Genomic DNA, 20,851 nt, shown 5'->3' with positions numbered 1-20,851 from the left:
TCGACCCCCGACAACTCCACCCGCTGCGGCCAGCCAGGCGGACTGCACCCGGGGTCAGGAAACGAGCGTGCCGATCTTTTCGCCGCAGAGGATGCGGCTGATCAGTTGCTCGCCGAGCAGATCAAACACCACGATCGGCAACTCGTTGTCCATGCACAAGGTGATGGCGGTGGAATCCATCACCTTGAGGCCACGGTTGAGCACCTCGATGTAGCTGACCTCGCTGAGCAGTTCGGCCTGATCGTTGGTGCGGGGGTCGTCGGTGTAGACGCCGTCGGTGCCGTTCTTGCCCATCAGGATCGCTCCGGCATCGATCTCCACCGCTCGCAGCGCGGCGGTGGTATCGGTCGTGAAGAACGGGTTGCCGGTGCCTCCGGCGAAGATGACGACGCGGCCCTTTTCCAGGTGCCGGATCGCTCGGCGGCGGATGTAGGGCTCGGCGACCTGACTCATGTGGATGGCCGACTGAACCCGGGTCGGTTGGCCGAGCCGCTCGAGGGTCTCCTGGAGCGCCAACGCGTTCATGACCGTCGCCAGCATGCCCATGTAATCGGCCTGAGCCCGATCCATGCCTGCGCCGGCGCCGGTCATGCCGCGCCAAATGTTGCCGCCGCCGACGACGACGGCGATATCGACCTCCATCGACGCCTTCACGTCGATGATGGCCTGTGCGAGCTCAGCGACGATGCCGCCGTCGATACCGAAGCCGGCGTCGCCGGCGAAGGCTTCGCCCGACAGCTTCAGCAGAACCCGGTTCCAGCGTGGGGTGACGGCGGCTTCGCTCACGGGATCAACCGATGGAGGCGAGCGCGAAGCGGACGATACTGCCCTGACCGAGACGATCCTGGACCGTCTCTTTGTCTCCGAACATGCCCTGTTCCGGCAGGACCCGTTCGGCGTACCACGAGCTCACGCGGCCCTCGACAATCTTGGGGATCGCCTGTTCCGGCTTGCCCTCTTTGCGGGTCAGCTCTTCGAATCCTTCGCGTGCGGTTTCGACGAGCGCCGGGTCGATCTCGTCACGAGACAGCGCCTGGGGCTTGGCGAACGCGATGTGCAACGCGATCTCGTGAGCCAGTTCCTCATCGGCACCCGAAATCTCGACGAGCACGCCCACGGTGCCGCGGCCGTCCTGTTCGTGGGTGTAGGAGTCCAACACGTTGCCCTCGGCGGCCTCGTAGCGGGCCACCTTGCCGAGTTCGATGTTTTCCTTCTTCGAGATCTTGAGGTCCTCGAGTTCGGATCGAAGGGTCTCGACCGCGGCCTCGCCATCCGCGAGCACCGCGGCGGCGAGCTTGCCCACGAGGGCCACGAAGTCTTCGGACTTCGCCGAGAAATCGGTTTCGGCCTTGAGCTCGACGAGCGCCGCAGTGTTGCCGTCGCGGGCGATGGCCACGGCACCCTGGTTGTTCTCGCGATCTTCGAGCGTCGCGACCTTCGTCAGCCCCTTCTCCCGAAGCAGGCGCGCGGCCTTTTGGGCGTCGCCGTCGGCCTCGGTGAGGGCCTTCTTCGCATCCATCATCCCGGCGCCGGTCGCGTCGCGCAGCGCCTTCACGTCCTTGGCGGTGAAATCAGCCATGACTCTCCTGAACTTTGTGTTGTCGTCTCGTTGTGTGTGGGGGAAGGAGATCTCGTCGATCTCGCAGATCAGGCCTCGGCCTGCTCGCCGGCATCGGCGGCAGCTTCGGTGGCGGCCTCCGCCGGTGCCTCTGCAGCAGGCGCCTCTGCAGCGGTCGCCTCTGCGGCGGCCTCGGTCGAGGCTTCCTTGGCCGCAACGACGCGGGCCTCGCGCTCGGCAGCGGCAGCGGCGGCCTGACGGCGGGCCTCGGCCTGCTCGCGGGCCTTCGCCGCGTCCTCTTCCGGGGTGCGCGGCATCACGACGGGCTGACCGGTGCGTGCGGCACGGATCTGACGACCCTCCTCGACGGCGTCCGCGATGACCCGGGCCATGAGATCGCCGGCGCGGATCGCGTCATCATTGCCGGGGATGACGTACTGGATGACGTCGGGGTCGCAGTTGGTGTCGACCACCGCGACGATCGGAATACCGAGCTTGTTCGCCTCGGTCACCGCGATGTCTTCCTTCTTGGTGTCGAGGATGAACACCGCATCGGGCGCCTTGTCGAGGTGGCGCATGCCGCCGAGGTTGCGCTCGAGCTTGACGAGTTCACGGCTCAGCAGCAGCGCTTCCTTCTTCGGCATGGACTCGAACTCCCCCGAGTCGCGCATGCGCTGGTATTCCTTCATCTTGGCGATGCGCTTGGAGATCGTCTCGAAGTTGGTCAACATGCCGCCGAGCCAGCGCTGGTTCACATACGGCATGCCGCACTTGTTCGCCCAACCCTCGACCGATTCCTGGGCCTGGCGCTTGGTGCCGACGAACAAGATGGTGCCGCCATCGGCGGTGAGGTCGCGCACGTAGGTGTACGCCTGTGCCAGGCGTTCCATCGTGATGCGCAGATCGATGATGTAGATGCCGTTCTGCTCGCCGTGGATGAAGCGCTGCATCTTCGGGTTCCAGCGCCGGGTCTGGTGGCCGAAATGCACACCGGCGTCGATGAGCTGCTTCATGGTGATGACTGCGGTCATGAAAGGTCCCTTCGGTTGGCGGCCAGGACGCGGCACACCACGACGGTGCGACCGGGGATGCGCCCTGGTGCTGATTGAGTAGTAGGTACGGGAAGGTGTACGAGCGCGGCAGCGTGGCCGCGCCGAGGTGCCATCATAGTCCCCGCGGCGCCCCCACCTTCGAATCCGCTTCGACCTGCCGGCGAATCCGGGCGGTGATTCACCTCGGAGGAACGGGCACCAGGCGCGCCGTCATGCGCACCCGGGCGATGAACGGCTCGGGATCGAGGTAGGTGTCGCCGTCGCGAATGGTGAGCCCCACCCGCCCCGCACTCGTACCGAGGCGTTGGCCGGCGATCACCTGCTCCCCCGCTGCGACGTCGATGCTCGCCATCGGCCCGACCGTCGAACGCAGGCCGGCGGGGTACCCGGCGGTCGCGGTCTCGACGCCGGTGTGCATGACCGTGACCCATACCGCACCCGCAACCGGACCTGCGAAGGTCACGACCCCGTCACCGATGGCGCTCACCACCGATCCGGCGGGGGTTTCGAAGGAGATGCCCCGATTTCCGGGCCCGTAACGCCCCGCATCGTGGTCGAAACGTTCGACGATCGGCGCCTCGGTCGGCGCAAGGAAGATCGGCGTGATGACCTGGGCGAGCAGGACCAGGACGATGCCCACGGCTCGGCGGCGGTGGCCGAAACGGCGGGATTGCAGCATCTGATCGAACACGGGACTCCTTCGCAGCGAAGATTCGATGGTTGCGAGGAGGTCTGCCTCCGAGTGCCCGACGGGCGGTGACGATTGTGGGGTGTGACCCGGATTCAGTCGGTGTGATCGAACAGAGCGAGCAGGTCGGAGCGTTCGAACATGCGCGCCGTTTCGCGAGCGGTCGGCGTCCCGAGGTCGGGGTTCGCTCCGGCCGAAATCAAGACCTCCACGACGTCGGAGAATCCCTTGAACGTCGCCCCGGCGACCGGAACCTGCCCCTTCGCGTTCGGCGCGTTGACCTCCGCGCCGCGGGCGATGAGCGCCACCACCGTGTCGGCGTGGCCGTGGTAGGCGGCGAGCATCAACAACGTGTCGCCGGTGGCCCCGGCGAGATCGACCGGAGCCCCGGCGTCGACGTAGGCCGCGAGCAATTCGGTCTCACCGCGGCGTGCGGCGTCGAACAACTTCTGGGCCAATGCCACCACCGCGACATCGGATGGCTCGTCGGATGGTTCGGTCGTCGGGTCGGACGGGGCGTCGGTCATCGGGCGAGACCGTATCAGCCTCGGGGATCGCGAACTCAGCCGTGATCGCGCTCCAGGTTCGACAACCTGGTCCGAAGTTGGATCATCGCCTTGGTGTGGATCTGACACACCCGCGACTCGGTGACGCCGAGCACGCGACCGATCTCGTTCAACGTGAGATTCTCGTAGTAATAGAGCGTCAGGACGACCTTTTCGCGCTCTGGCATCCCGTTGATCGCCTGGCTGAGTAGTTGGCGGGTCTCGGCAACCTCGAACACACCGGTGGGTCCCGCGGCCGAATCCGCAATGGTGTCGCCAAGGGTGATGGCCTCACCGCGTTCGCTGCCCACCGAGAGAATCTCATCGAGCGCCGCCATGCCGGTCACCGAGATCTGTGACAACACCTGTTTGAACTGCTCGTCGGTCCAACCGAGCTCGGCGGCGACCTCCTCCTCACTCGGGGAACGCCCCTCGCGGGCTTCGAGTTTGGCGAAGGCCTTTTCGACCGCGCGCACCTTCGAACGCACGGAGCGAGGCACCCAGTCGATCGAACGCAGCTCGTCGAGGATGGCGCCCTTGATGCGGCTCATCGCGTAGGTCTCGAACTTGAAGCCGCGCTCTGGTTCGAACTTGTCGATCGCATCGATGAGGCCGAACATCCCGTAGCTCACGAGGTCGGCCTGTTCGACGTTCTGGGGCAACCCCACTGCAACACGGCCCGCCACGAACTTCACCAGCGGTGAGTAGTTGAGGATCAACGCATCGCGAAGCCCGGGATCACGGGTGTCTGCGTATCGAGCCCACACGGCATTGATATCGGTGTCAACGGTGATCGTTGGCTTTCCTTGCATGCGTCAGGCCCTCGGATGAGTCGTGTCGTACACCGTTCGCAGCCGCTCCTTGGACACATGGGTGTAGATCTGGGTGGTTGCCAGATCCGAGTGCCCGAGCAGCTCTTGAACGACTCTTAGATCGGCACCGCCGTCCAAAAGATGAGTCGCGAAAGAATGGCGCAACGTGTGGGGGTGAGTGGGAACCGGCGAGCGTCGATCGAGAATTCGCTGAGCGTCTCGCGGGGTGAGCCGTCGACCTCGGTTGTTGACGAACAACGCGCCTCGGTCGACCGCTTCGGTCGAGGTGTGGCCATCTCGTGCGCGGAGGTGGCGGTGTAGGGCATCGACGGCTGGCGTGGAGATCGGAACGCGTCGTTGTTTGGCGCCCTTTCCCCAGACAGTGACGGCCCGCTGAGCCAGGTCGATGTCGTCGGGGCCCAGCCCGCAGAGCTCACTGACCCGCAACCCGGAGCCGTACAGCAGCTCGAGGATCGCGTCGTCGCGGGCCTGCTTGGCCGGGTCGTCGCTTCGGTGGGGCGACTCGGCGGATTCGTCGAGCATCTGGTGCAGCTGGTCGGCGCTGAGGACCCGGGGCAGCTTTTTGTCACCACGCGGTGCCGAAATATTCGAGGTCGGGTCGACCTCGATGCGACCCTGTCGGGCCATCCAGCCGTAGTAGCGACGCAACGATGCGAGGCGGCGACGAACCGTCGCCGGTGATTTCGCGGAGGCGGCGACGCCGTGACCGGCCTGCTCGGCGAGATACCGCCGCACCAACAGGCGATCCACCGACTCCGGAGCGTCGCTGCCGGCTTCGCCCGCCCACTGCGCAAAGGCCGCCATGTCGCGGACGTATGCGCCGCGGGTCGACGCTGCCACCGACAACAACGATCGCTCAAATGCGTCGAGGTCCCAGGCCATGCAGACACGGTACACCTGACATCGCTCTGCGTGCACGACCGTTCACTCTTCGCGCGAACCGCGGTGAAACCCGGCGGTTACCGGGGTGCGCCGTCAAGGCCGCGGGCGTGGCGCTTGCGATCCGGGCTGTGTTTGCGGCCGCGGCTGTGGCTGGGGCTGTGGCTGCGATGGTGGCTGCGGCTGCAGCTGTGGCTGCGCCAAACCTTGGGACTCGACCGCAGCGTCGCGTTGCGGGCGCCCCGTCGGGGTGTCCTCGAACGCAGAACGCACCGCCTCGAGTTCGTCGGAAATCGACGACACCATCGTCTCGACCGACTCGAATTCGTCGGGAGCCACCGAGGAAATCGACAACTCGATCCCCGCGGCAACCACCTCGTCGAGGCGAGCGTTGAGAAACTCGAGGCGCTCGACGCTGGCATTGATGGTCGCGTCCATACGCTGAGCAGCTGCGATCTGTGACTGCAGCGATCGGATCGTCGCCTCGGTCGTCGCCGACATCACCCCGCTGCTCGCCTTCGCCCCCACCCGATCGAGATCGCGCTGTGCAGCCGCCGTGTCGATGCGCGCCCGCGCTCTGAGTAGCTCCTCTCCCGCCCGAGCGACGTTGTACACCTCGCCCACCGACGCCTCGATCCGTGCGCCGAGCGCCATCAACCGGTCGCGCATGGGGCCGGCCCTGGCCCAGCGACTCGTCTCCAGAAACTGATCGCGAGCGGCTTGGGCATCGAGCACCAGGTGCCGCCACGGTTCGGTGAGACCGTCGACGTCGAAGCGATCGCGCTCTGGACGGCGCGGAATCGCCGTAGCCACCCGCGCGCCCCACCCCGCCAGGGCGCCGACCACGGCGCCGACGATGCTCCAAACGCCCCCGCCACCGGCGAGGATGCCGGCGCTGGCCCCCGCTCCGGCCGCGAGGATGCCCGAGGAGGAGGTCATCGCCCGAGCCACCGCCGGGGCGTAGAAGCGGTCGCGAAACGCGGGCATCAGAAGTTGCTCACCACCTGCTCGAAGACCTTTGAGATCGTCGACGCATCCTTCGCGTTGTAGGCGGCGCCTGCCGAAGCCGACGCGATCTGGTTGAGGACGTCGGTTTGTGCACCCTGGCCGTAGCCGACGGTGAACATGCGAATCGGTCGGGCCAACTCGCCCGTACTGGATGCCCGCAACGACTCCACGAGCTCGTTCAACTGGCGACGGTCGTCGCTATCGTCTCCGTCCTCGTTGGCCCCATCGGTCAACAAGATGACGGCATTGATCTTGGTCGGGTCATAGCCCTGCTGCATCTCGTCGTAGGCCGCCTTGGCCACGGTGTAGAGGGGGGTTCCGGCGACGGGGACCAACGAGCGGATCGACGAGCGGAGTCGTTCGGCGTTGGCGGCGATGGCCTCGATGGGCTGCAGGTCTTGAAAGTCGAGGTCCTCGTTCGGTCCGAGCCCCGTGCTGAAGATTCGCAACCCCACCTCGTCGCCGGGATTGAAATCGCCCAGCGCGCCGATGACCGCGTCCTTGGCCAACTCGAGCTTCGTGTCGCCATCGCCCCCATCCACCGAGTCGCCCATTGAACCGGACACGTCCAACACGATGAGCACCCGCGCCTGCTTGCGATTCGCCGCCCACAGGTCCAACAGGTCGACCATCACCGACGGCGCGGGCACCTCGAGCAGTGTGGAGGGTTGTGCCGGGTCGACGCCGTTGTCCGCCACGATCGGCGCACCGAGGGCCACCGCAGGGTTCGCGGGACGGAACCCGTAGTCGAGGACTCGCCGCTGATTGTCGGCTTGGAGCACGAACTCGGTGAACTGCTCGGCGCCGTCGCGTTCCGCGTCGCTCACCCACTCCGCGTCGAGGATGTAAAAGGGGCTGTCGGAGTACAGCGTGCCCTCGGTCGGGTAGATCGACACGAGTTTCACGTTCGGTTCCCTGGGGGTCTCCCCTGCGCTCAAGACGCCGTCGGGGTTGCCGCTGTTGTAGTCGATGACCGACTTTTCCTCGACCGCGACCGCCGACGCATAGGTCAACGAGGTGCCGCGACGGTCGGCGGCAAACCAGTTGTTCAGGAAGGTCATCGTGATGTCGCCGTAGTGGACGACCGAACTCTCGATCTGACGGGAGAACTCCAACACCGCGGGATTGTTGAGGTCCTCGGTGCTCAGCCCACCGGTCTTTCCTGCCGCGGCGTAGGTCTGGGCGATGAGGGCGGAAATGCCGGAGGTGGAAAAGTTCGGGTTCGTCTTACCCAACCGGAACGCACCCCACTCGGGGTGGCCGTGAGCCGCCCAACCCTCGGGGTCGGTGGCGAGGCGGGCGAGGTCGGCCCACCCGATCGGGGTGTCGGGGTAGCCCAGCGCCTCGGCCATCGGTTCGGGCATGGCGATGACGAGCGGCGTCAACATCAGCGGTTCAGCGTCGGCCGGGGCCATGGCCGGCTGGCCTCGGTCGGCCAGCTTCTGGTTGAGCACCGCACCCCAGGACGCGGCGGCCGGAGACCAGATGACCGGACGCGGACCGTCCTCGTCTTCATCCCAGCCCTCGGCCAGGCGGGTCGCCGCACCACCGGAGGCCTTCGACACGGGCCGCACGAAGATGCACGTTCCGTCCGCAACGGTGTTCTTCTGCCCGTTGAACGTGCTCGCCAGATCCTTCAACAGGTCGATTTTCTCGGAGGACACCGCGACATCGACCGCGACGCAATCGCCGGGATCCTCGAGATCCGACCCCGACGACATCGAGCCGTCGCCGTCGTCGCCGAAGCAGCCGGCGAGCAGCAGCGTCGTTGCGGCGATCGCCATCAGAACCGCCGAACGGCCGTGGTATCGCGACCCGCCGTCCGCGGGTTGGCTTGAGCGCTGGAGAAATCGTCGGATCATGGCCGGGTCCATTTCGTGATCACAGGGTCGAGGATATGGGCCGGGGTCAGCCCGTCGTTCGCGGTGTCGTTGGCGGGGTCGTCATCGGGGTTGCCCCACTGCTGGCGGCGCGCCAGCTCGGAGATCCTCTCGGTGGAAATCCGTTTGAGCACCTCGCGGCGCGCCTCAGCGCTCGAGGCCACAAGTACGACCGAAACCGACGCTGCGGGGGTTGGGGTGAGGACGGTGAGATCCCCCTGACGACCGAGCGCCCCGAGGCGCATCGTCGCACTGGTCACCACGACCGCCCCATAGGAGCCGCCCGCAGTCAAGATGCTGTCCAGCGGCGACCGCCGTGATCGACCTGCTCCGTCGCGCAGCGCCAGAAGCCGAGTGGAGAAAAGTTCGTCGATATCGAGAATGTCGTAATTGCTCAGCGGGGGGTCGAGCGAGGCGAACCATCCATCGACGAGTGCTCCAATTGCCGCGACCCCGTCGGTCGTCTCCGGCGAAGCCACCCCGATCGTCAATGCACCTTCATCGACTGCATCGACCAGACAGCCCCAGGTGGGAACTGCTCCACATCTCCCCCGCACCACGTCGGTCCATCTACCCAGTGCGACCGCGACTTCGACCGGGCGACTCGCCAGTCGCTCGTCGGCACCGTCAAACACCGTCGAACGACCGGCCTCGGCGAGTCGCGCCTCGGCAAGGCCGGGCCAGGGCGTGGCCGTGAGCCAGGCGTGGGGCGGATCGGCCGACGCGTAACGCTCGATGGTCTTCGATGGCGTCTCCACCACGACGGTGACCCGCTTCGGGTCGAGTTCCTTCTCGACGGCCGCACACAGTTCGGCAAGGTCCTCGGCACATGCGAGGTCGAAGGCTCCGTCACCACGCCCGCTGCCCGACCCTCTCGAACCCGACGTGCCGTCATCGTCTCCTGGCCGCACGAACCAAATCGCCAGGGTCACCATGGCGATGGCGATGGCCACGGCGGCCAGGCGCCCGATCGCCGCCTTCATCGGGTATCGCCGTGCGCAACGGCGGGTGCGACGGCGGGTGCGCAGCACGCCGGGGGCCGAGGATTCACGTGCTCAGGCTACCCAGTCTCTGCCCAGTCCGGCAGCGCACATCACCTCCTCCGCTCGATCCACCCGTCGGAGTCGACGACCGCCCCGCTGCGCAGCAGCTGTTGAACCGCGAGTGTGACCTCCCCCAACGACAGCGCCGAACAGCGAATCGCCAGCATCTCGATGCTGGCCGGCTCCCAACCGAGCGCGTCGAGGACGTCGAGTTCCGTCGCACTCAACGCTGCCGGTGCGGAGGAAGGCCCGTGGCCGACGGCCGAGTGGTTCCCGGCTCCCGACCCGGCCTCCGGAGCTGCGATGTCGTGGCCTCGTCTCGATGCTCCCTGGTGACCGACACTCGGCGTCGTCTGGCCCAGAACGTCGAGCACGTCGTCCACACCGAGACATGGCGCGCAGCCATCGGCGATCAGACGGTTCGTGCCGGTGGCGTTGTGAGAACGGATCGAGCCGGGAACGGCGAGCACCGGAACCCCGCGCTCTCCGGCGATGCCGGCCGTGATGAGCGACCCCCCGCTCGATCTGCTCTCCACGACGACCAGCACGTCGCACAACGCCACCAGGATGCGGTTGCGGGCAGGGAAGCGCCAAGGCGCCGGTGCCGTTCCCAGGGGGTATTCGCTGCACAGCGCCCCGACCGACGAGACCCGCTCATAGAGGTCGGTGTTTCGCTGCGGGTAGGCAACATCCAGGCCGGTGCCCACCACCCCGATCGGCGCCGCCGCCCCAGTCGGCGCCCCAGCCGCCGCCACTCGACCCGGCTCGGACGATCCCAGGCGCGAGAGTGCGCCCCGATGCGCTGCGGCGTCGATTCCCGCCGCGAGGCCCGACACCACGGCGACCCCTCGCCTGGTCAGCTCGGCCGCAAGTTCGCTTGCGATCTCGGCACCCAGCCGACTCGCACGGCGGGTGCCGACGATGCCGACCCGGGGCGACTCCTGACCCACCGGACTTCCCAACCACGCGAGTACTGCGGGAACGTGTGGGTCTCCGATGTCGATCGACGGGTGAGCAGCCGTCCCGTGGCGAGTCAGCGTCACGCCGAACTCGACGTGACGACGCGCCTGGGCGCGAACCTCTTCGACCGCGGCAGAACTCAGATGCCGGGCCCACGTGGCTCGATGCTCCTGCCGCACCCGAAAAGACGGGGGCCCGCCGCCGATCAGCCGTTGCCACTCTGCCTCGAGCCCGCCTTGCGCCTCGATCTGCCACATGGTTCCAGCGCCGATGCCGTCGAGCGCACTCAGCCCGATCCACGCCTCGAACAACTCGTGGGTGGCAGTCGCCGCGCTCACACTCACACTCACATCCGCACCCACACTCACACTCACACCCGCACCCGCACCCGCACCCGGCCCGGGCTGAGTGCTCGCCATCAGCAGCTCGCGCGGCGACGCCGACCCGTTGTCGCTCACGACATCACCGCCGCTTCACCGAATCGCAGATCCGCTCGCAGCGAGAGCGCGTGTGCGATCACTCCCGCATCGAGTGTGCCGTCGCCACCGCGAAGATCGTCGAGGGTGAGCCCGACCGATTTGATCCGCCGAAGCCCACGGCCCGACAGCCTTCCCGAGGCCAGCGCATCGTCGAGCAATTCGCGCGCCGGAGCCTCCAATCCGACGAGCCGGTCCAACTCGGTCGAGCTCAAGAGCCGATTGACCCGAGCCCCGCGCCGAGCCGAGCGTTCGCGCACCTTGGCAACTCGCTCGGCGACCTCGACGGTCGGCTCGCCACGCTCGACCGACAGCAGGTCGATGGTGTCGGTCGGCTCGACGCGCAGGCGTAGATCGAACCGGTCGAGCAGCGGCCCCGACAACCGCCGTGAGTATCGGTTGAGCGCCGCAGGGGTGCAGCGACACTCTTGGCGTCGAGCCCCGGCGAACCCGCACGGGCACGGATTCATGGCCGCAATCAGCTGAAACGACGCGGGCATGGCCGCCGACGCATGGGCGCGGCTGATGTGGATGACTCCCGATTCGAGGGGCTGGCGCAGCGCGTCGAGTGCCACGGCGCTGAACTCGCCGAGCTCGTCGAGAAACAACACACCGTTGTGGGCGAGGCTGATCTCGCCCGGACGCAGCGCGTGCGACCCTCCGCCGACGAGTGCAACATTCGACACCGTGTGATGCGGCGCTCGAAAGGGCGGCATCTCGATGAGGCCGTTGGCGGGGAGTGTTTCGCCGGCCGCACTGTGGACGGTGGTCACGTCGATCGCCTCATCCGCGCTGAGCCGGCCGAGCACTCCGGGCATGCGCTCGGCCAACATCGTCTTGCCGCTCCCTGGCGGGCCGACATACAGCAGGTGATGGCCACCAGCAGCCGCCACCTCGAGTGCGAACCGGGCAAAGCGATTGCCTCGCACGTCGGCCAGGTCGGGAGGCGGCGGGGTCGGGTCGGGCTCCATCGGCCCAGGAACACCCCACGGCGAGTCACCCTTCAGACAGGCGACCACCTCGCCCAAGGACTCCGCGGTGAGAACTCGGTGGCGCGAAAGCACCTGAGCTTCGCGGGCGTTGCGTGGCGGCACGACGAGCTCGGGGGTCTCGATGCACGCGGCCAGAGGGACGACCCCCACGATCTGCCGCAGCGTTCCGTCGAGGCCGAGTTCGCCCAGAAAGGCCATCGAGTCGTCGCCGCATTCGGGGTTGGGGACCTGCTTGGTCGCCCGCAGAAATCCGACGGCGATCGCGAGATCGAGGCCCGAACCGACCTTGCGAATCGCGGAAGGGGCAAGGTTCACCGTGACGCGAAACTCGCCCCACTTGAACCCGCTGGTGATGACCGCGGCGCGAACCCGGTCTCGGGCCTCGCGACACGAGGCGTCCGGAAGCCCGACGATGTTCAGCCCAGGGATTCCGTTGCTGACGTGAACCTCGACTCGAACCGGCGAGCCCCGCACGCCCAAAAGGGTCGCCGCCTGCACTGTTGCCAACATCGCTGCCTCCAGCGGCCCGAGCCTGGGCCGAGATTCGTGAACGTGAGGCAGCGAAGCTGCGAGTCGGGGCCGACACCGTCCCCGATGAGATGACGACCGAAGCGTATCGCCGACCCATGACACTCAGAATGGACGTGTCCTCGATCGGGTCGGTCTGACCGGTCCTATGACTGGCTCACCCCTCGGCGCTGTCGAGGCCGAGTTCGCTGCGCACCTCGGCGAGCAGTGCAGCGAGTCGCGCCACCTCGGATTCCAAGGCCTCGATGCGAGCAGCCTGTTCTGTGGCCAACTGCGACGCTGCACCGCGTGCCGCTCCGGCGCCGCCGCCTGGCCGATCGCCGCCCTCACCGGCCGAGATGAGCGGAGTTCCGTGAAAGGTGTGCGTCCAGCGGTCCTCGCGTTGGCCGACCTGGCGGTCGAGCCGCACGACCCATCCTTCGGGTCGATCCGCCAGGCGTTGCAGCGTGGTGGCCGCCTGTTCAAGCGACTCAATCCCGCCATAGCGCTCCGAACGCGACTTCAGTTCCGGAACCGTCTGGGCGCCGCGCAACAACAACAATCCGACGATCGCGGTCTCCTGCGGGTCGAGTCCCCACGCCTCATCGACCACGTGTCGGTACTTGGTCACCGCACGACCGGTCGCCATGTGGACGAACCGGACGAGCCCCATCGCCTTCAACTCCGCGACGACCCGTTCGACCTGGCGCTGGTCGTAGTTCACCACGGGGTCGCGCGAGGTGCTCTGGTTGCACGCACGCATCAACGCGTTCGCCGTCAGCGGGTAGTCGTCGGGGGTGGTGCGCGATTTCTCGATCAGGCTGCCGAGCACACGAGCCTGCTCCTCGGTCAGCATCCCGGCGGTCTCATCACCGCCCCCGGCGCCGTTCTCTGCTGCCGGATCGTCGGGGGTCGAAAGGTCGCTCATGTCCGCACAATACTGGGGGTCCTATCGCTGCGAGGGCACCGAGGTTCACCATGGGGTTCAACCCGCACCACAAGTACAAACGCCGCCCGATCGATGTCTGGCTCATCGTCGCCGCCGTGGCGATCGCCGTCGCCGCGGTGGCCTGGGCCTTGCTCGGCACCGGAATCTGACGCCGCGCCGGCAGGGTTGCCGCGCTGGAAGGGTTGGCGCTGACCCGGGCCCCGCTCAGAACGCACCCTCGATCACACGCACTCCATACCCGTGCGGTGATCGATCGACGACCGCAACGTCGAAGCGGATCGAACACGGCCCGCCATCGCGTTGAGCGAGGTAACGCACCGTCGCGGCACGGATCTTGTACTGCTTCGACCGGGTCACCGCCTCGGCCGCCGATCCGAATCGAGCCGACGATCGGGTCTTGACCTCGCACACCACGACGCAGGCGACTCCGCGTTCGTCGATGCGATGGGCGACGATGTCGAGTTCGCCCTCGCGGCAGTGCCAGTTCCGAGCCTCGATTTCGTATCCCGCCCTCAGATACCAATTGGCCGCGACGGTTTCTCCATCGCGGCCAATCGTTGAACGTTGTGTCGACATGTCTCCCCTTGCCTCGTTGTCGGCGTCGTGTCGATCGCCGGACCTGGCCGGGGAACAACACGGGAGGAGAAGTCGTTGTCACGCCATCGCCATCTCCGAGGCGGGTGACGTCGCCACCTGTTGTGAGGTGGCCACAGGATTGCGCTTAGCGCTTTTCCTTGATCTTGGCCGCCTTACCGACGCGGTCGCGCAGGTAGTAGAGCTTCGCCCGTCGCACATCGCCGCGGGTGAAGACCTCGATCTTCGCGATCGTCGGCGAGTGAACCGGAAACGTTCGCTCGACGCCCACGCCGAAGCTCACCTTGCGAACGGTGAAGGTCTCGTTGATTCCGCCACCTTGACGACGGATGACGGCGCCCTGGAACACCTGGACACGCTCACGAGTGCCTTCGACGACTCGCACGTGCACCTTCAGGGTGTCGCCCGGGGCAAAGTCGGGTACGTCGTCTCGCATGCTCTTCTGGTCGACAACGTCGGTCGGCTTCATGGCGCGGTAGCTCCTGCGGGGATGTTTCGAACTGGGGCGCGCCTGCGGGCGCACAGGGATGAGAGCCTACTCGTCCACGGCTCTCGGCACCAAGACCGAGCCCCGACCCCGACGAAGCGACGCAGAGCATCGCGTTCAGGAGGCGGATTCACCCGTGGGAAGGCCGAGGAGATCATAGCCGTGGTCGGCCAACAACGCGCGGTCCTGATCGCTCAACGCGGCGCCGGCGATCAGATCGGGCCGCCTGCGCAACGTCTTGGCGAGCGCCTCAGCCCGTCGCCACCGCTCGATGCGGCCGTGATCGCCGCTTCTCAACACCGCCGGCACCGACCACCCGTGAAACTCCGCGGGCCTGGTGTAGTGGGGATACTCCAAGAGCCCCGAGGAAAACGACTCGTCGAGGCCCGACTCGGCATTGCCCATCACGCCGGGCACGAGTCGCGTCACCGCCTCGATCATCACCAGCGCCGCCACCTCGCCACCGTTGAGGACGTAGTCGCCGATCGACACCTCACCGTCGCACAGGTGGTCGATCACGCGCTGATCCACGCCCTCGTATCGCCCACACAGCAGCGAGAAGCCCTCGCCTCCGGCCAACTCCTCGGCCATCTCCTGGTCGAAGCGCCGCCCCGACGGGGACAGATACAGCAACGGACGGGGCGCGTCGGCCGCCTCCACCGCAGCGAAGATCGGCCCCGGGGTCATCACCATCCCGGCACCTCCGCCGAACGGCGCATCGTCGGTGGTCTTGTGACGGTCTGGGGCGTGATCGCGCAGGTCGTAGGCCCGCAGGTCGACGAGACCGTTGCCGCGGGCTTTGCCGAGCAGCGAGTGTTCGGCGAACCCGCGGATCATCTCGGGAAAGATGCTGAACACATCGATGCGCATCACGGATGCCTACAGGTCGAAAAGACCGTCGGGAACCTCGACGCGCACGACTCGGCGCTCACTACCACCGCCATCGCCACCATCGGCGCCGTCGCCACCATCACCGCCGTCGGCCCGTTCGACGTCGCCGACGATGAAGACCATCGGAACCAATACGTCGCCGTCGAGCACCAACAGGTCGCTCGCCGGGTTCGCTTGGACTGCACGAACCACGCCCCGGTCGATACCGTCGGCGTCGACCACGTGGGCGCCGATCAGGTCGTGGACGAACAGCGCACTCGGATCGTCGATCGCCTCGGCCGACAACACGGTGCCCTGCAGTTCCTCGGCTGCGGTGCGGCCCGCAACCCCCTCGAACTGGACGATCCAACGATTCTGGTGTGGGCGCGACGAAACCACGGTGAGCACACCGCGGTTCGTCTGCAACTGTGATCCTGGAGCGACACGTTCGAGCCGATCGGAGATCAGTCGAACGCTCACCTCACCCCGCAGCCCGTGGGCCTTGCCGATCCGGCCGACCTCCAGCAGTGCCATGGGATGTCGTCGTTGCTCAGTCGACGAATTCGACGTCGACGTCCTCGCCGTCGATCGCCGCAGCGGCACGGCCCAGCGCGCGAATGGCGTTCGCGACGCGGCCGCGGCGGCCGATGACCCGGCCCATGTCGCCCTCGCCCACTTCGATGTTGATTCGGGCGGGATCGCGGTCAGTGTCGGTGGAGACCCGCACGACGTCGGGATGATCGACGATCGCGGTCACCACGTGACGCACGACGTCTTCAGCGCGTTCGCTCACCTCGGTGCCGCTCATTTCGACTTGGAGGCCTGGAACTCGTCCCAGACGCCCGAGATCTTCAGAAGCTTCTCGACGCGCTCGCTCGGCTGGGCGCCGTTGCGAAGCCACTTGACAGCCTTTTCGTTGTCGAGGGCGATGGCGGAGGGCTCACGGCGCGGATCGTAGGTGCCGACGATCTCGATGAAGCGCCCGTCGCGTGGCGAGCGGGCATCGGCGGCGACGATTCGGTAGGTGGGCTGCTTCTTTTTGCCCATGCGCATGAGGCGGAGACGGACTGCCACAGTTTCTCTCTTATCTTCAGTCGAGGTGCCGCGGGGAATGCGAACAAGCGCGGCGATGGAACATTGTGATCGGTGATCGGGGTACCGGGCAACTCCCGCTGCCCGGACACGGGGAACGATCCTAGGCCATGGCGGCACCCGAGTGGGCCACCCGAGGCCGAAAAGACCGGGTCGGGGTACCCCTCCGGTCGTCGGGACGCAGACTCAGGAGTCGCGCCCGAAGTCGAGACCCGGAAGGTCGATGCCGGCCCTTTCGAGTTCTGCCGCGAGCGGGTCGACCCCCGGCATCCGCATCCCCTGACCGAGCGGCATCGTGCCCTTCGCACTCACGCGACTCGGGTTGCCGCCCTTACCCTTGCGCTTGGCCCCCTTCTTCATCTTCTTGGCCTTGCGCTTCGAGAAGCGGTCCATGTTGCCCATCTGCTGCATCATGCGCCGCATCTCTTTGAACTGCGTGATGAGCTGTTGGACCTCGGTCGGGTTGGTGCCGGAGCCCCTCGCGATGCGCTGGCGTCGACTCGTATCGATCACGTCGGGGTTGGCGCGTTCCTCGATGGTCATCGACCGGATGATCGCCTCGACGCGGCCGACCTCCTTATCGCCGATCTCGATGTCGCGGACCTCTTTGGGAATGCCCGGCAACATGCCGATGATCGACGACAGCGACCCCATCTTGCGCAGCGCGTTGAGCTGTTCGACGAAGTCGTCGAAGGTGAACGTGCCGGCCATGAGGCGTTCGGCGGCGATCTCGGACTGTTCCTGATCGAAGACCTCCTCGGCCTTTTCGATGAGGGTGAGCATGTCGCCCATGCCGAGGATGCGGCTGGCGAGTCGATCGGGGTGGAAGCTGTCGAAGTCGTCGAGCTTCTCACCGGTCGACGCGAAGGCGATCGGCTTGCCGACGACCTCCTTCACCGACAGCGCGGCGCCGCCGCGTGCGTCGCCGTCGAGCTTGGTGAGGATGACGCCGTCGAGTTCGAGCGTCTCGTTGAAATGCTCGGCGACGGTGACCGCATCCTGGCCCAACATGGCGTCGATGACCAGGAACGTGTAGTCGGGGTCGACCGCGTCGGAAATCTCGCGGACCTGGGCCATCAACTCCTCGTCGATGGCGAGACGACCGGCGGTGTCGACGATGACCACGTCGCGGCCCAGGCGGCGCGCCTCGGCGATGGCCCCCTGGGCGACGGCGACCGGATCGGTCGGCTCGGAGTAGACCGGCACGTCGATCTGTTGGGCGAGCACCCGGAGCTGTTCGACCGCGGCAGGCCGTTGCAGGTCGGCGCCGACGAGAATCGGGTTGCGACCCTGGGCCTTGAACCAGCGGGCGAGCTTCGCCGAGTTCGTCGTCTTGCCCGAACCCTGCAGGCCGGCCATCAGCACCACGGTGGGCGGCTTCGACGAGAACGTGATCTTCATCGTCTCGCCGCCGAGGGTATTGATGAGTTCCTCGTTGACGATCTTGATGATCTGCTGGGCCGAGGTCAGCGCCTCGTGGACCTCGGTGCCGACCGCGCGTTCACGGATCCGGTTCTGGAGGCTGCGGACGACCTTGATGTTGACGTCCGCCTCGAGGAGGGCGACACGAATCTCGCGCAGGACCTCTTCCACCTGATCGGCGCTGAGGTGTCCACTGTTGCGGAGACGCTTGAAGATCCCCTCGAATCGATCTGACAGTGCTTCAAACATGGCGTGATCAGCCTACGTGACTCGGTGCGAGATCCGGTGACTCCGTGCGGGGCGCACCGACCCGGTGCGGGTCAGTCCTCCGCGAACAGGGCGTCGACGAACTGATCCGCGTCGAAGTCGACGAGGTCCTGGGCGCTTTCGCCGAGTCCGACGAGTTTGACCGGGATTCCCAGCTGGCTCTGAATGGCGAACACGATGCCGCCCTTCGCCGAGCCGTCGAGCTTGGTGAGCACCACTCCGGTGAGGTCGACCGCGTCGGTGAACTGCTGAGCCTGGATGAGCCCGTTCTGGCCGGTGGTCGCGTCGAGCACCAACAGCACCTCGGTCACCGAACCGGCGCCCTTGTCGGCCACTCGACGCACCTTGCCGAGCTCGTCCATCAGGTTCGACTTGGTGTGGAGACGACCGGCGGTGTCCGCGAGCACGAACTCGCTGCCCTGCGCGGCGGCCTTGGCCACGCCGTCGAAGATGACCGAGCTCGGATCCGACCCTTCGGCACCGCGCACGATATCGGCGCCACAGCGCTGCGCCCACGTATCGAGCTGCTCGGCTGCGGCGGCGCGGAAGGTGTCGCCGGCCGCCATGACGACGCTGCGGCCCTCATCGGTGAGTCGCTTGCCCACCTTGCCGATCGTGGTGGTCTTACCCACGCCGTTGACGCCGACGAACAACCAGATCGTGGGCCCCTCGGCGCTCTCGGCCAGCTCGATCGACGGACCCCGCAGGCGTGACTTCATCTCGTCCTTGACCGCGTCGATGAGTTCGTCCGAGGTGGTCAACCCGTTCGCCTTCACCGTCGCCCGCACCGATTCGAGCAGCTCGGTCGCTGGCCCGATGCCGACATCGGCACGCAACAGCGCCTCCTCGAGGTCGTCCCAGGTGTCCTGGTCGATCGTCGAGCGTCCGCGGATGGAACCGAGCGCACCGCTGAATGCGCTGCGGGCCCGGGCGAGGCGGTCGCGGAAGGTCGGCTTGTCGACGACGACCTCGGGTTCGATCAGCCCCGGCTCGACCACGGTGGCATCGAGACCCGAAACGTCGGCCGGCGCCTCCACCCCGTCGTCGAGCAACGGACCGGTGTCGCCGATGCGTTCCATCTCGGTGTCGATCGCCGAACCGAAGGCGTCCTGTGCGGTCTCGGAGGCATCGACCGCTGTCGCCGGCAGGGTGGGTTCCTGGGTCTGGTCCGGGATCAACGAGCCGCCGACGTCGCCGGGCTTGCGGTTGGTGAGACCGACGAAGGCGACCGACGCAACCGCGATCAGCAGGACCGCTATCAGGATCAGAAACAACACGGTGTTCATGGCGTAGAGACTAGGTGAGCCGCCACGACGCCGAATCGGCGAACCGACCGAGCGCCCGGAGCCACGACACCTCTGAGTCGCATCTCAGCGCAGAAACCCCACTCGCGCTCGGCTTCGCCGTACCCTTCCACCTGGCGTCGCCAGGTGTGGCGCCAACCGGGTCGGCCCGCGGGACGGCGTAGCGCATCGGCATCCTCACCACAGCCGGCCCCGAAGAGAGATCGACCAGGAGAGCCCATGTCCACGACCGACGCCCTGTCATCCGACGATCCGGCGGCACCACCCCGCAACACCTCCACCCCCCATGAGATGCTGGAACGTCTCCTGTTCGAGATGCGCAAGGTCGTGGTCGGCCAGGAGCGGGCGATCGAGCGGATGATCGTGTGTCTCGTCGCCAACGGTCACTGCCTGTTGGAAAGCGTCCCGGGCCTCGCCAAAACCCTGTCGGTGGAGACGATGGCCCGCTCCGTCGGCGGCACGTTCAACCGGATCCAGTTCACCCCCGACCTGTTGCCCTCCGACATCGTCGGCACCCGGATCTTTCGCGCCTCCACCGAGGAGTTCGATGTCGAACTCGGTCCGGTTTTCGCCAACTTCCTCCTCGCCGATGAGATCAACCGAGCGCCAGCGAAGGTGCAGAGCGCGCTGCTCGAGGTGATGGCGGAACGCCACGTGACGATCGGCGGCCAGACCTACCCGGCCCCGGACCCGTTCCTCGTGTTGGCCACCCAGAACCCGATCGAGAACGAGGGGGTCTATCCCCTCCCCGAGGCCCAGCGCGACCGGTTCCTCATGAAGATCGTCCTCGGATATCCGAGCCCGACCGAGGAACTCGAGATCGTGAACCGCATGGGGGTGTCGCCGCCCGAGACCCACGAGGTGCTGGCGCTGGCTGATGTGGCCACCCTGCAACGGCACGCCGAGGCGGTCTATTGCGACCGGGCCGTGCTGGAGTACGCCGTCAACCTCGTGTTCGCGACGCGTACACCGCAGAACTACGGCCTGGCCGACCTCGCACCGTTCATCGAGTTCGGAGCCAGCCCTCGAGCCAGCCTCGGCCTGGTTCGTGCCGGTCGGGCGATGGCGTTGATGCGCGGCCGCGACTACGCGGTGCCACAGGACATCTACGACGTCGCCCCCGAGATCCTGCGCCACCGACTGGTGTTGACCTACGAGGCGCTCGCAGCCGAGGTCGACTCCGAAACCGTGCTGGCACGGATCCTGTCCTCGGTCCCCGCTGCGGCGGTGCAACCGGTTCACGCGCGGGCCGCCACGACCCCGCCGACGAACCCGTACGCTCCGACCCAGCCCTCCGTCGCGGCGCCCTCGCACGCCGCCACCGCCGCCACCGCCGCCCCAGGGGTCGGGTCTGGGGTCGGGTCCGGAGCGATCCCCCCGGCGGCTCCCGCATCGTCGCCGACGACGCCGATTCCGCCGACCTACCTGTAGAACCGAATCGTCGC

22 protein-coding genes are annotated in these 20,851 nt (G+C 66.9%); 1 reads left to right on the top strand and 21 read right to left on the bottom strand.

Annotated features, from left to right (window positions below; all coding sequences use genetic code 11):
- Positions 1–54 precede the first annotated feature (54 nt).
- The 21 genes from pyrH to ftsY form a co-directional block, all read right to left on the bottom strand.
- Positions 55–786 carry a UMP kinase gene (gene pyrH / locus M9952_03545; protein MCO5311994.1) on the bottom strand — a complete coding sequence of 244 codons (732 nt, stop codon included), beginning with the start codon at positions 784–786 and terminating at the stop codon, positions 55–57.
- A gap of 4 nt (positions 787–790) precedes the next feature.
- Entirely contained in the window at positions 791–1,579 is a 789-nt protein-coding gene (gene tsf / locus M9952_03540; GenBank protein ID MCO5311993.1) for a translation elongation factor Ts, read from the bottom strand.
- 68 nt (positions 1,580–1,647) lie between these two features.
- Complete coding sequence (gene rpsB, locus M9952_03535) at positions 1,648–2,589, bottom strand: 30S ribosomal protein S2 (protein ID MCO5311992.1); 942 nt, start codon at positions 2,587–2,589, stop codon at positions 1,648–1,650.
- Between the two features lie 199 nt (positions 2,590–2,788).
- Complete coding sequence (locus tag M9952_03530; GenBank protein ID MCO5311991.1) at positions 2,789–3,301, bottom strand: peptidoglycan DD-metalloendopeptidase family protein; 513 nt, start codon at positions 3,299–3,301, stop codon at positions 2,789–2,791.
- 92 nt (positions 3,302–3,393) lie between these two features.
- A complete protein-coding gene (locus tag M9952_03525) occupies positions 3,394–3,825 on the bottom strand; it encodes an ankyrin repeat domain-containing protein (GenBank protein ID MCO5311990.1) in 432 nt (143 codons plus the stop codon).
- Positions 3,826–3,860: 35 nt separating this feature from the next.
- Positions 3,861–4,655 (bottom strand): RNA polymerase sigma factor WhiG, encoded by a 795-nt coding sequence (gene whiG / locus M9952_03520; GenBank protein ID MCO5311989.1) that lies wholly within the window; start codon positions 4,653–4,655, stop codon positions 3,861–3,863.
- A 3-nt stretch (positions 4,656–4,658) separates the two neighbouring features.
- Positions 4,659–5,480, bottom strand: coding sequence for a tyrosine-type recombinase/integrase (locus tag M9952_03515; protein MCO5311988.1), 822 nt, complete (start codon positions 5,478–5,480; stop codon positions 4,659–4,661).
- A gap of 171 nt (positions 5,481–5,651) precedes the next feature.
- The gene (locus M9952_03510) at positions 5,652–6,542 is read right to left on the bottom strand and encodes a hypothetical protein (protein MCO5311987.1); all 891 of its coding nucleotides are present in this window, start codon (positions 6,540–6,542) and stop codon (positions 5,652–5,654) included.
- Entirely contained in the window at positions 6,542–8,425 is a 1,884-nt protein-coding gene (locus M9952_03505) for a substrate-binding and VWA domain-containing protein (protein ID MCO5311986.1), read from the bottom strand. Before M9952_03505 ends, M9952_03510 begins: the two co-directional genes overlap by 1 nt.
- Complete coding sequence (locus M9952_03500; protein ID MCO5311985.1) at positions 8,422–9,426, bottom strand: hypothetical protein; 1,005 nt, start codon at positions 9,424–9,426, stop codon at positions 8,422–8,424. Before M9952_03500 ends, M9952_03505 begins: the two co-directional genes overlap by 4 nt.
- 110 nt (positions 9,427–9,536) lie before the next feature.
- Complete coding sequence (locus M9952_03495; GenBank protein ID MCO5311984.1) at positions 9,537–10,904, bottom strand: DNA-protecting protein DprA; 1,368 nt, start codon at positions 10,902–10,904, stop codon at positions 9,537–9,539.
- Positions 10,901–12,424, bottom strand: a complete 1,524-nt coding sequence (locus M9952_03490) for a YifB family Mg chelatase-like AAA ATPase (protein ID MCO5311983.1) — start codon at positions 12,422–12,424, stop codon at positions 10,901–10,903. Before M9952_03490 ends, M9952_03495 begins: the two co-directional genes overlap by 4 nt.
- Before the next feature lie 175 nt (positions 12,425–12,599).
- Positions 12,600–13,349 (bottom strand): YceH family protein, encoded by a 750-nt coding sequence (locus M9952_03485; protein MCO5311982.1) that lies wholly within the window; start codon positions 13,347–13,349, stop codon positions 12,600–12,602.
- A gap of 225 nt (positions 13,350–13,574) precedes the next feature.
- Positions 13,575–13,946, bottom strand: a complete 372-nt coding sequence (locus tag M9952_03480) for a YraN family protein (protein MCO5311981.1) — start codon at positions 13,944–13,946, stop codon at positions 13,575–13,577.
- 145 nt (positions 13,947–14,091) lie between these two features.
- A complete protein-coding gene (gene rplS, locus M9952_03475) occupies positions 14,092–14,433 on the bottom strand; it encodes a 50S ribosomal protein L19 (GenBank protein ID MCO5311980.1) in 342 nt (113 codons plus the stop codon).
- Between the two features lie 135 nt (positions 14,434–14,568).
- Positions 14,569–15,321: a tRNA (guanosine(37)-N1)-methyltransferase TrmD gene (gene trmD / locus M9952_03470; GenBank protein MCO5311979.1), complete on the bottom strand. Its 753-nt coding sequence runs from the start codon at positions 15,319–15,321 to the stop codon at positions 14,569–14,571.
- Positions 15,322–15,330: 9 nt separating this feature from the next.
- On the bottom strand, positions 15,331–15,855 hold the full coding sequence (rimM, locus tag M9952_03465; protein ID MCO5311978.1) for a ribosome maturation factor RimM: 525 nt from the start codon (positions 15,853–15,855) through the stop codon (positions 15,331–15,333).
- A gap of 16 nt (positions 15,856–15,871) precedes the next feature.
- Positions 15,872–16,129 carry a KH domain-containing protein gene (locus M9952_03460; GenBank protein ID MCO5311977.1) on the bottom strand — a complete coding sequence of 86 codons (258 nt, stop codon included), beginning with the start codon at positions 16,127–16,129 and terminating at the stop codon, positions 15,872–15,874.
- Complete coding sequence (gene rpsP, locus M9952_03455) at positions 16,126–16,395, bottom strand: 30S ribosomal protein S16 (protein MCO5311976.1); 270 nt, start codon at positions 16,393–16,395, stop codon at positions 16,126–16,128. The genes M9952_03460 and rpsP overlap by 4 nt, the downstream gene beginning before the upstream one ends.
- Positions 16,396–16,599: 204 nt before the next feature.
- Positions 16,600–18,084, bottom strand: a complete 1,485-nt coding sequence (ffh, locus tag M9952_03450) for a signal recognition particle protein (protein MCO5311975.1) — start codon at positions 18,082–18,084, stop codon at positions 16,600–16,602.
- Between the two features lie 71 nt (positions 18,085–18,155).
- Positions 18,156–19,388 (bottom strand): signal recognition particle-docking protein FtsY, encoded by a 1,233-nt coding sequence (gene ftsY, locus M9952_03445; protein ID MCO5311974.1) that lies wholly within the window; start codon positions 19,386–19,388, stop codon positions 18,156–18,158.
- 237 nt (positions 19,389–19,625) lie between these two features.
- Between ftsY and M9952_03440 the strand changes: the two genes are divergently transcribed.
- Positions 19,626–20,837 carry an AAA family ATPase gene (locus M9952_03440; protein ID MCO5311973.1) on the top strand — a complete coding sequence of 404 codons (1,212 nt, stop codon included), beginning with the start codon at positions 19,626–19,628 and terminating at the stop codon, positions 20,835–20,837.
- Positions 20,838–20,851 lie beyond the last annotated feature (14 nt).

The organism is Microthrixaceae bacterium (assembly GCA_023957975.1).
Taxonomy (GTDB): Bacteria; Actinomycetota; Acidimicrobiia; order Acidimicrobiales; family Microtrichaceae; genus JAMLGM01.
This window is presented reverse-complemented; position numbering and strand designations above follow the sequence as displayed.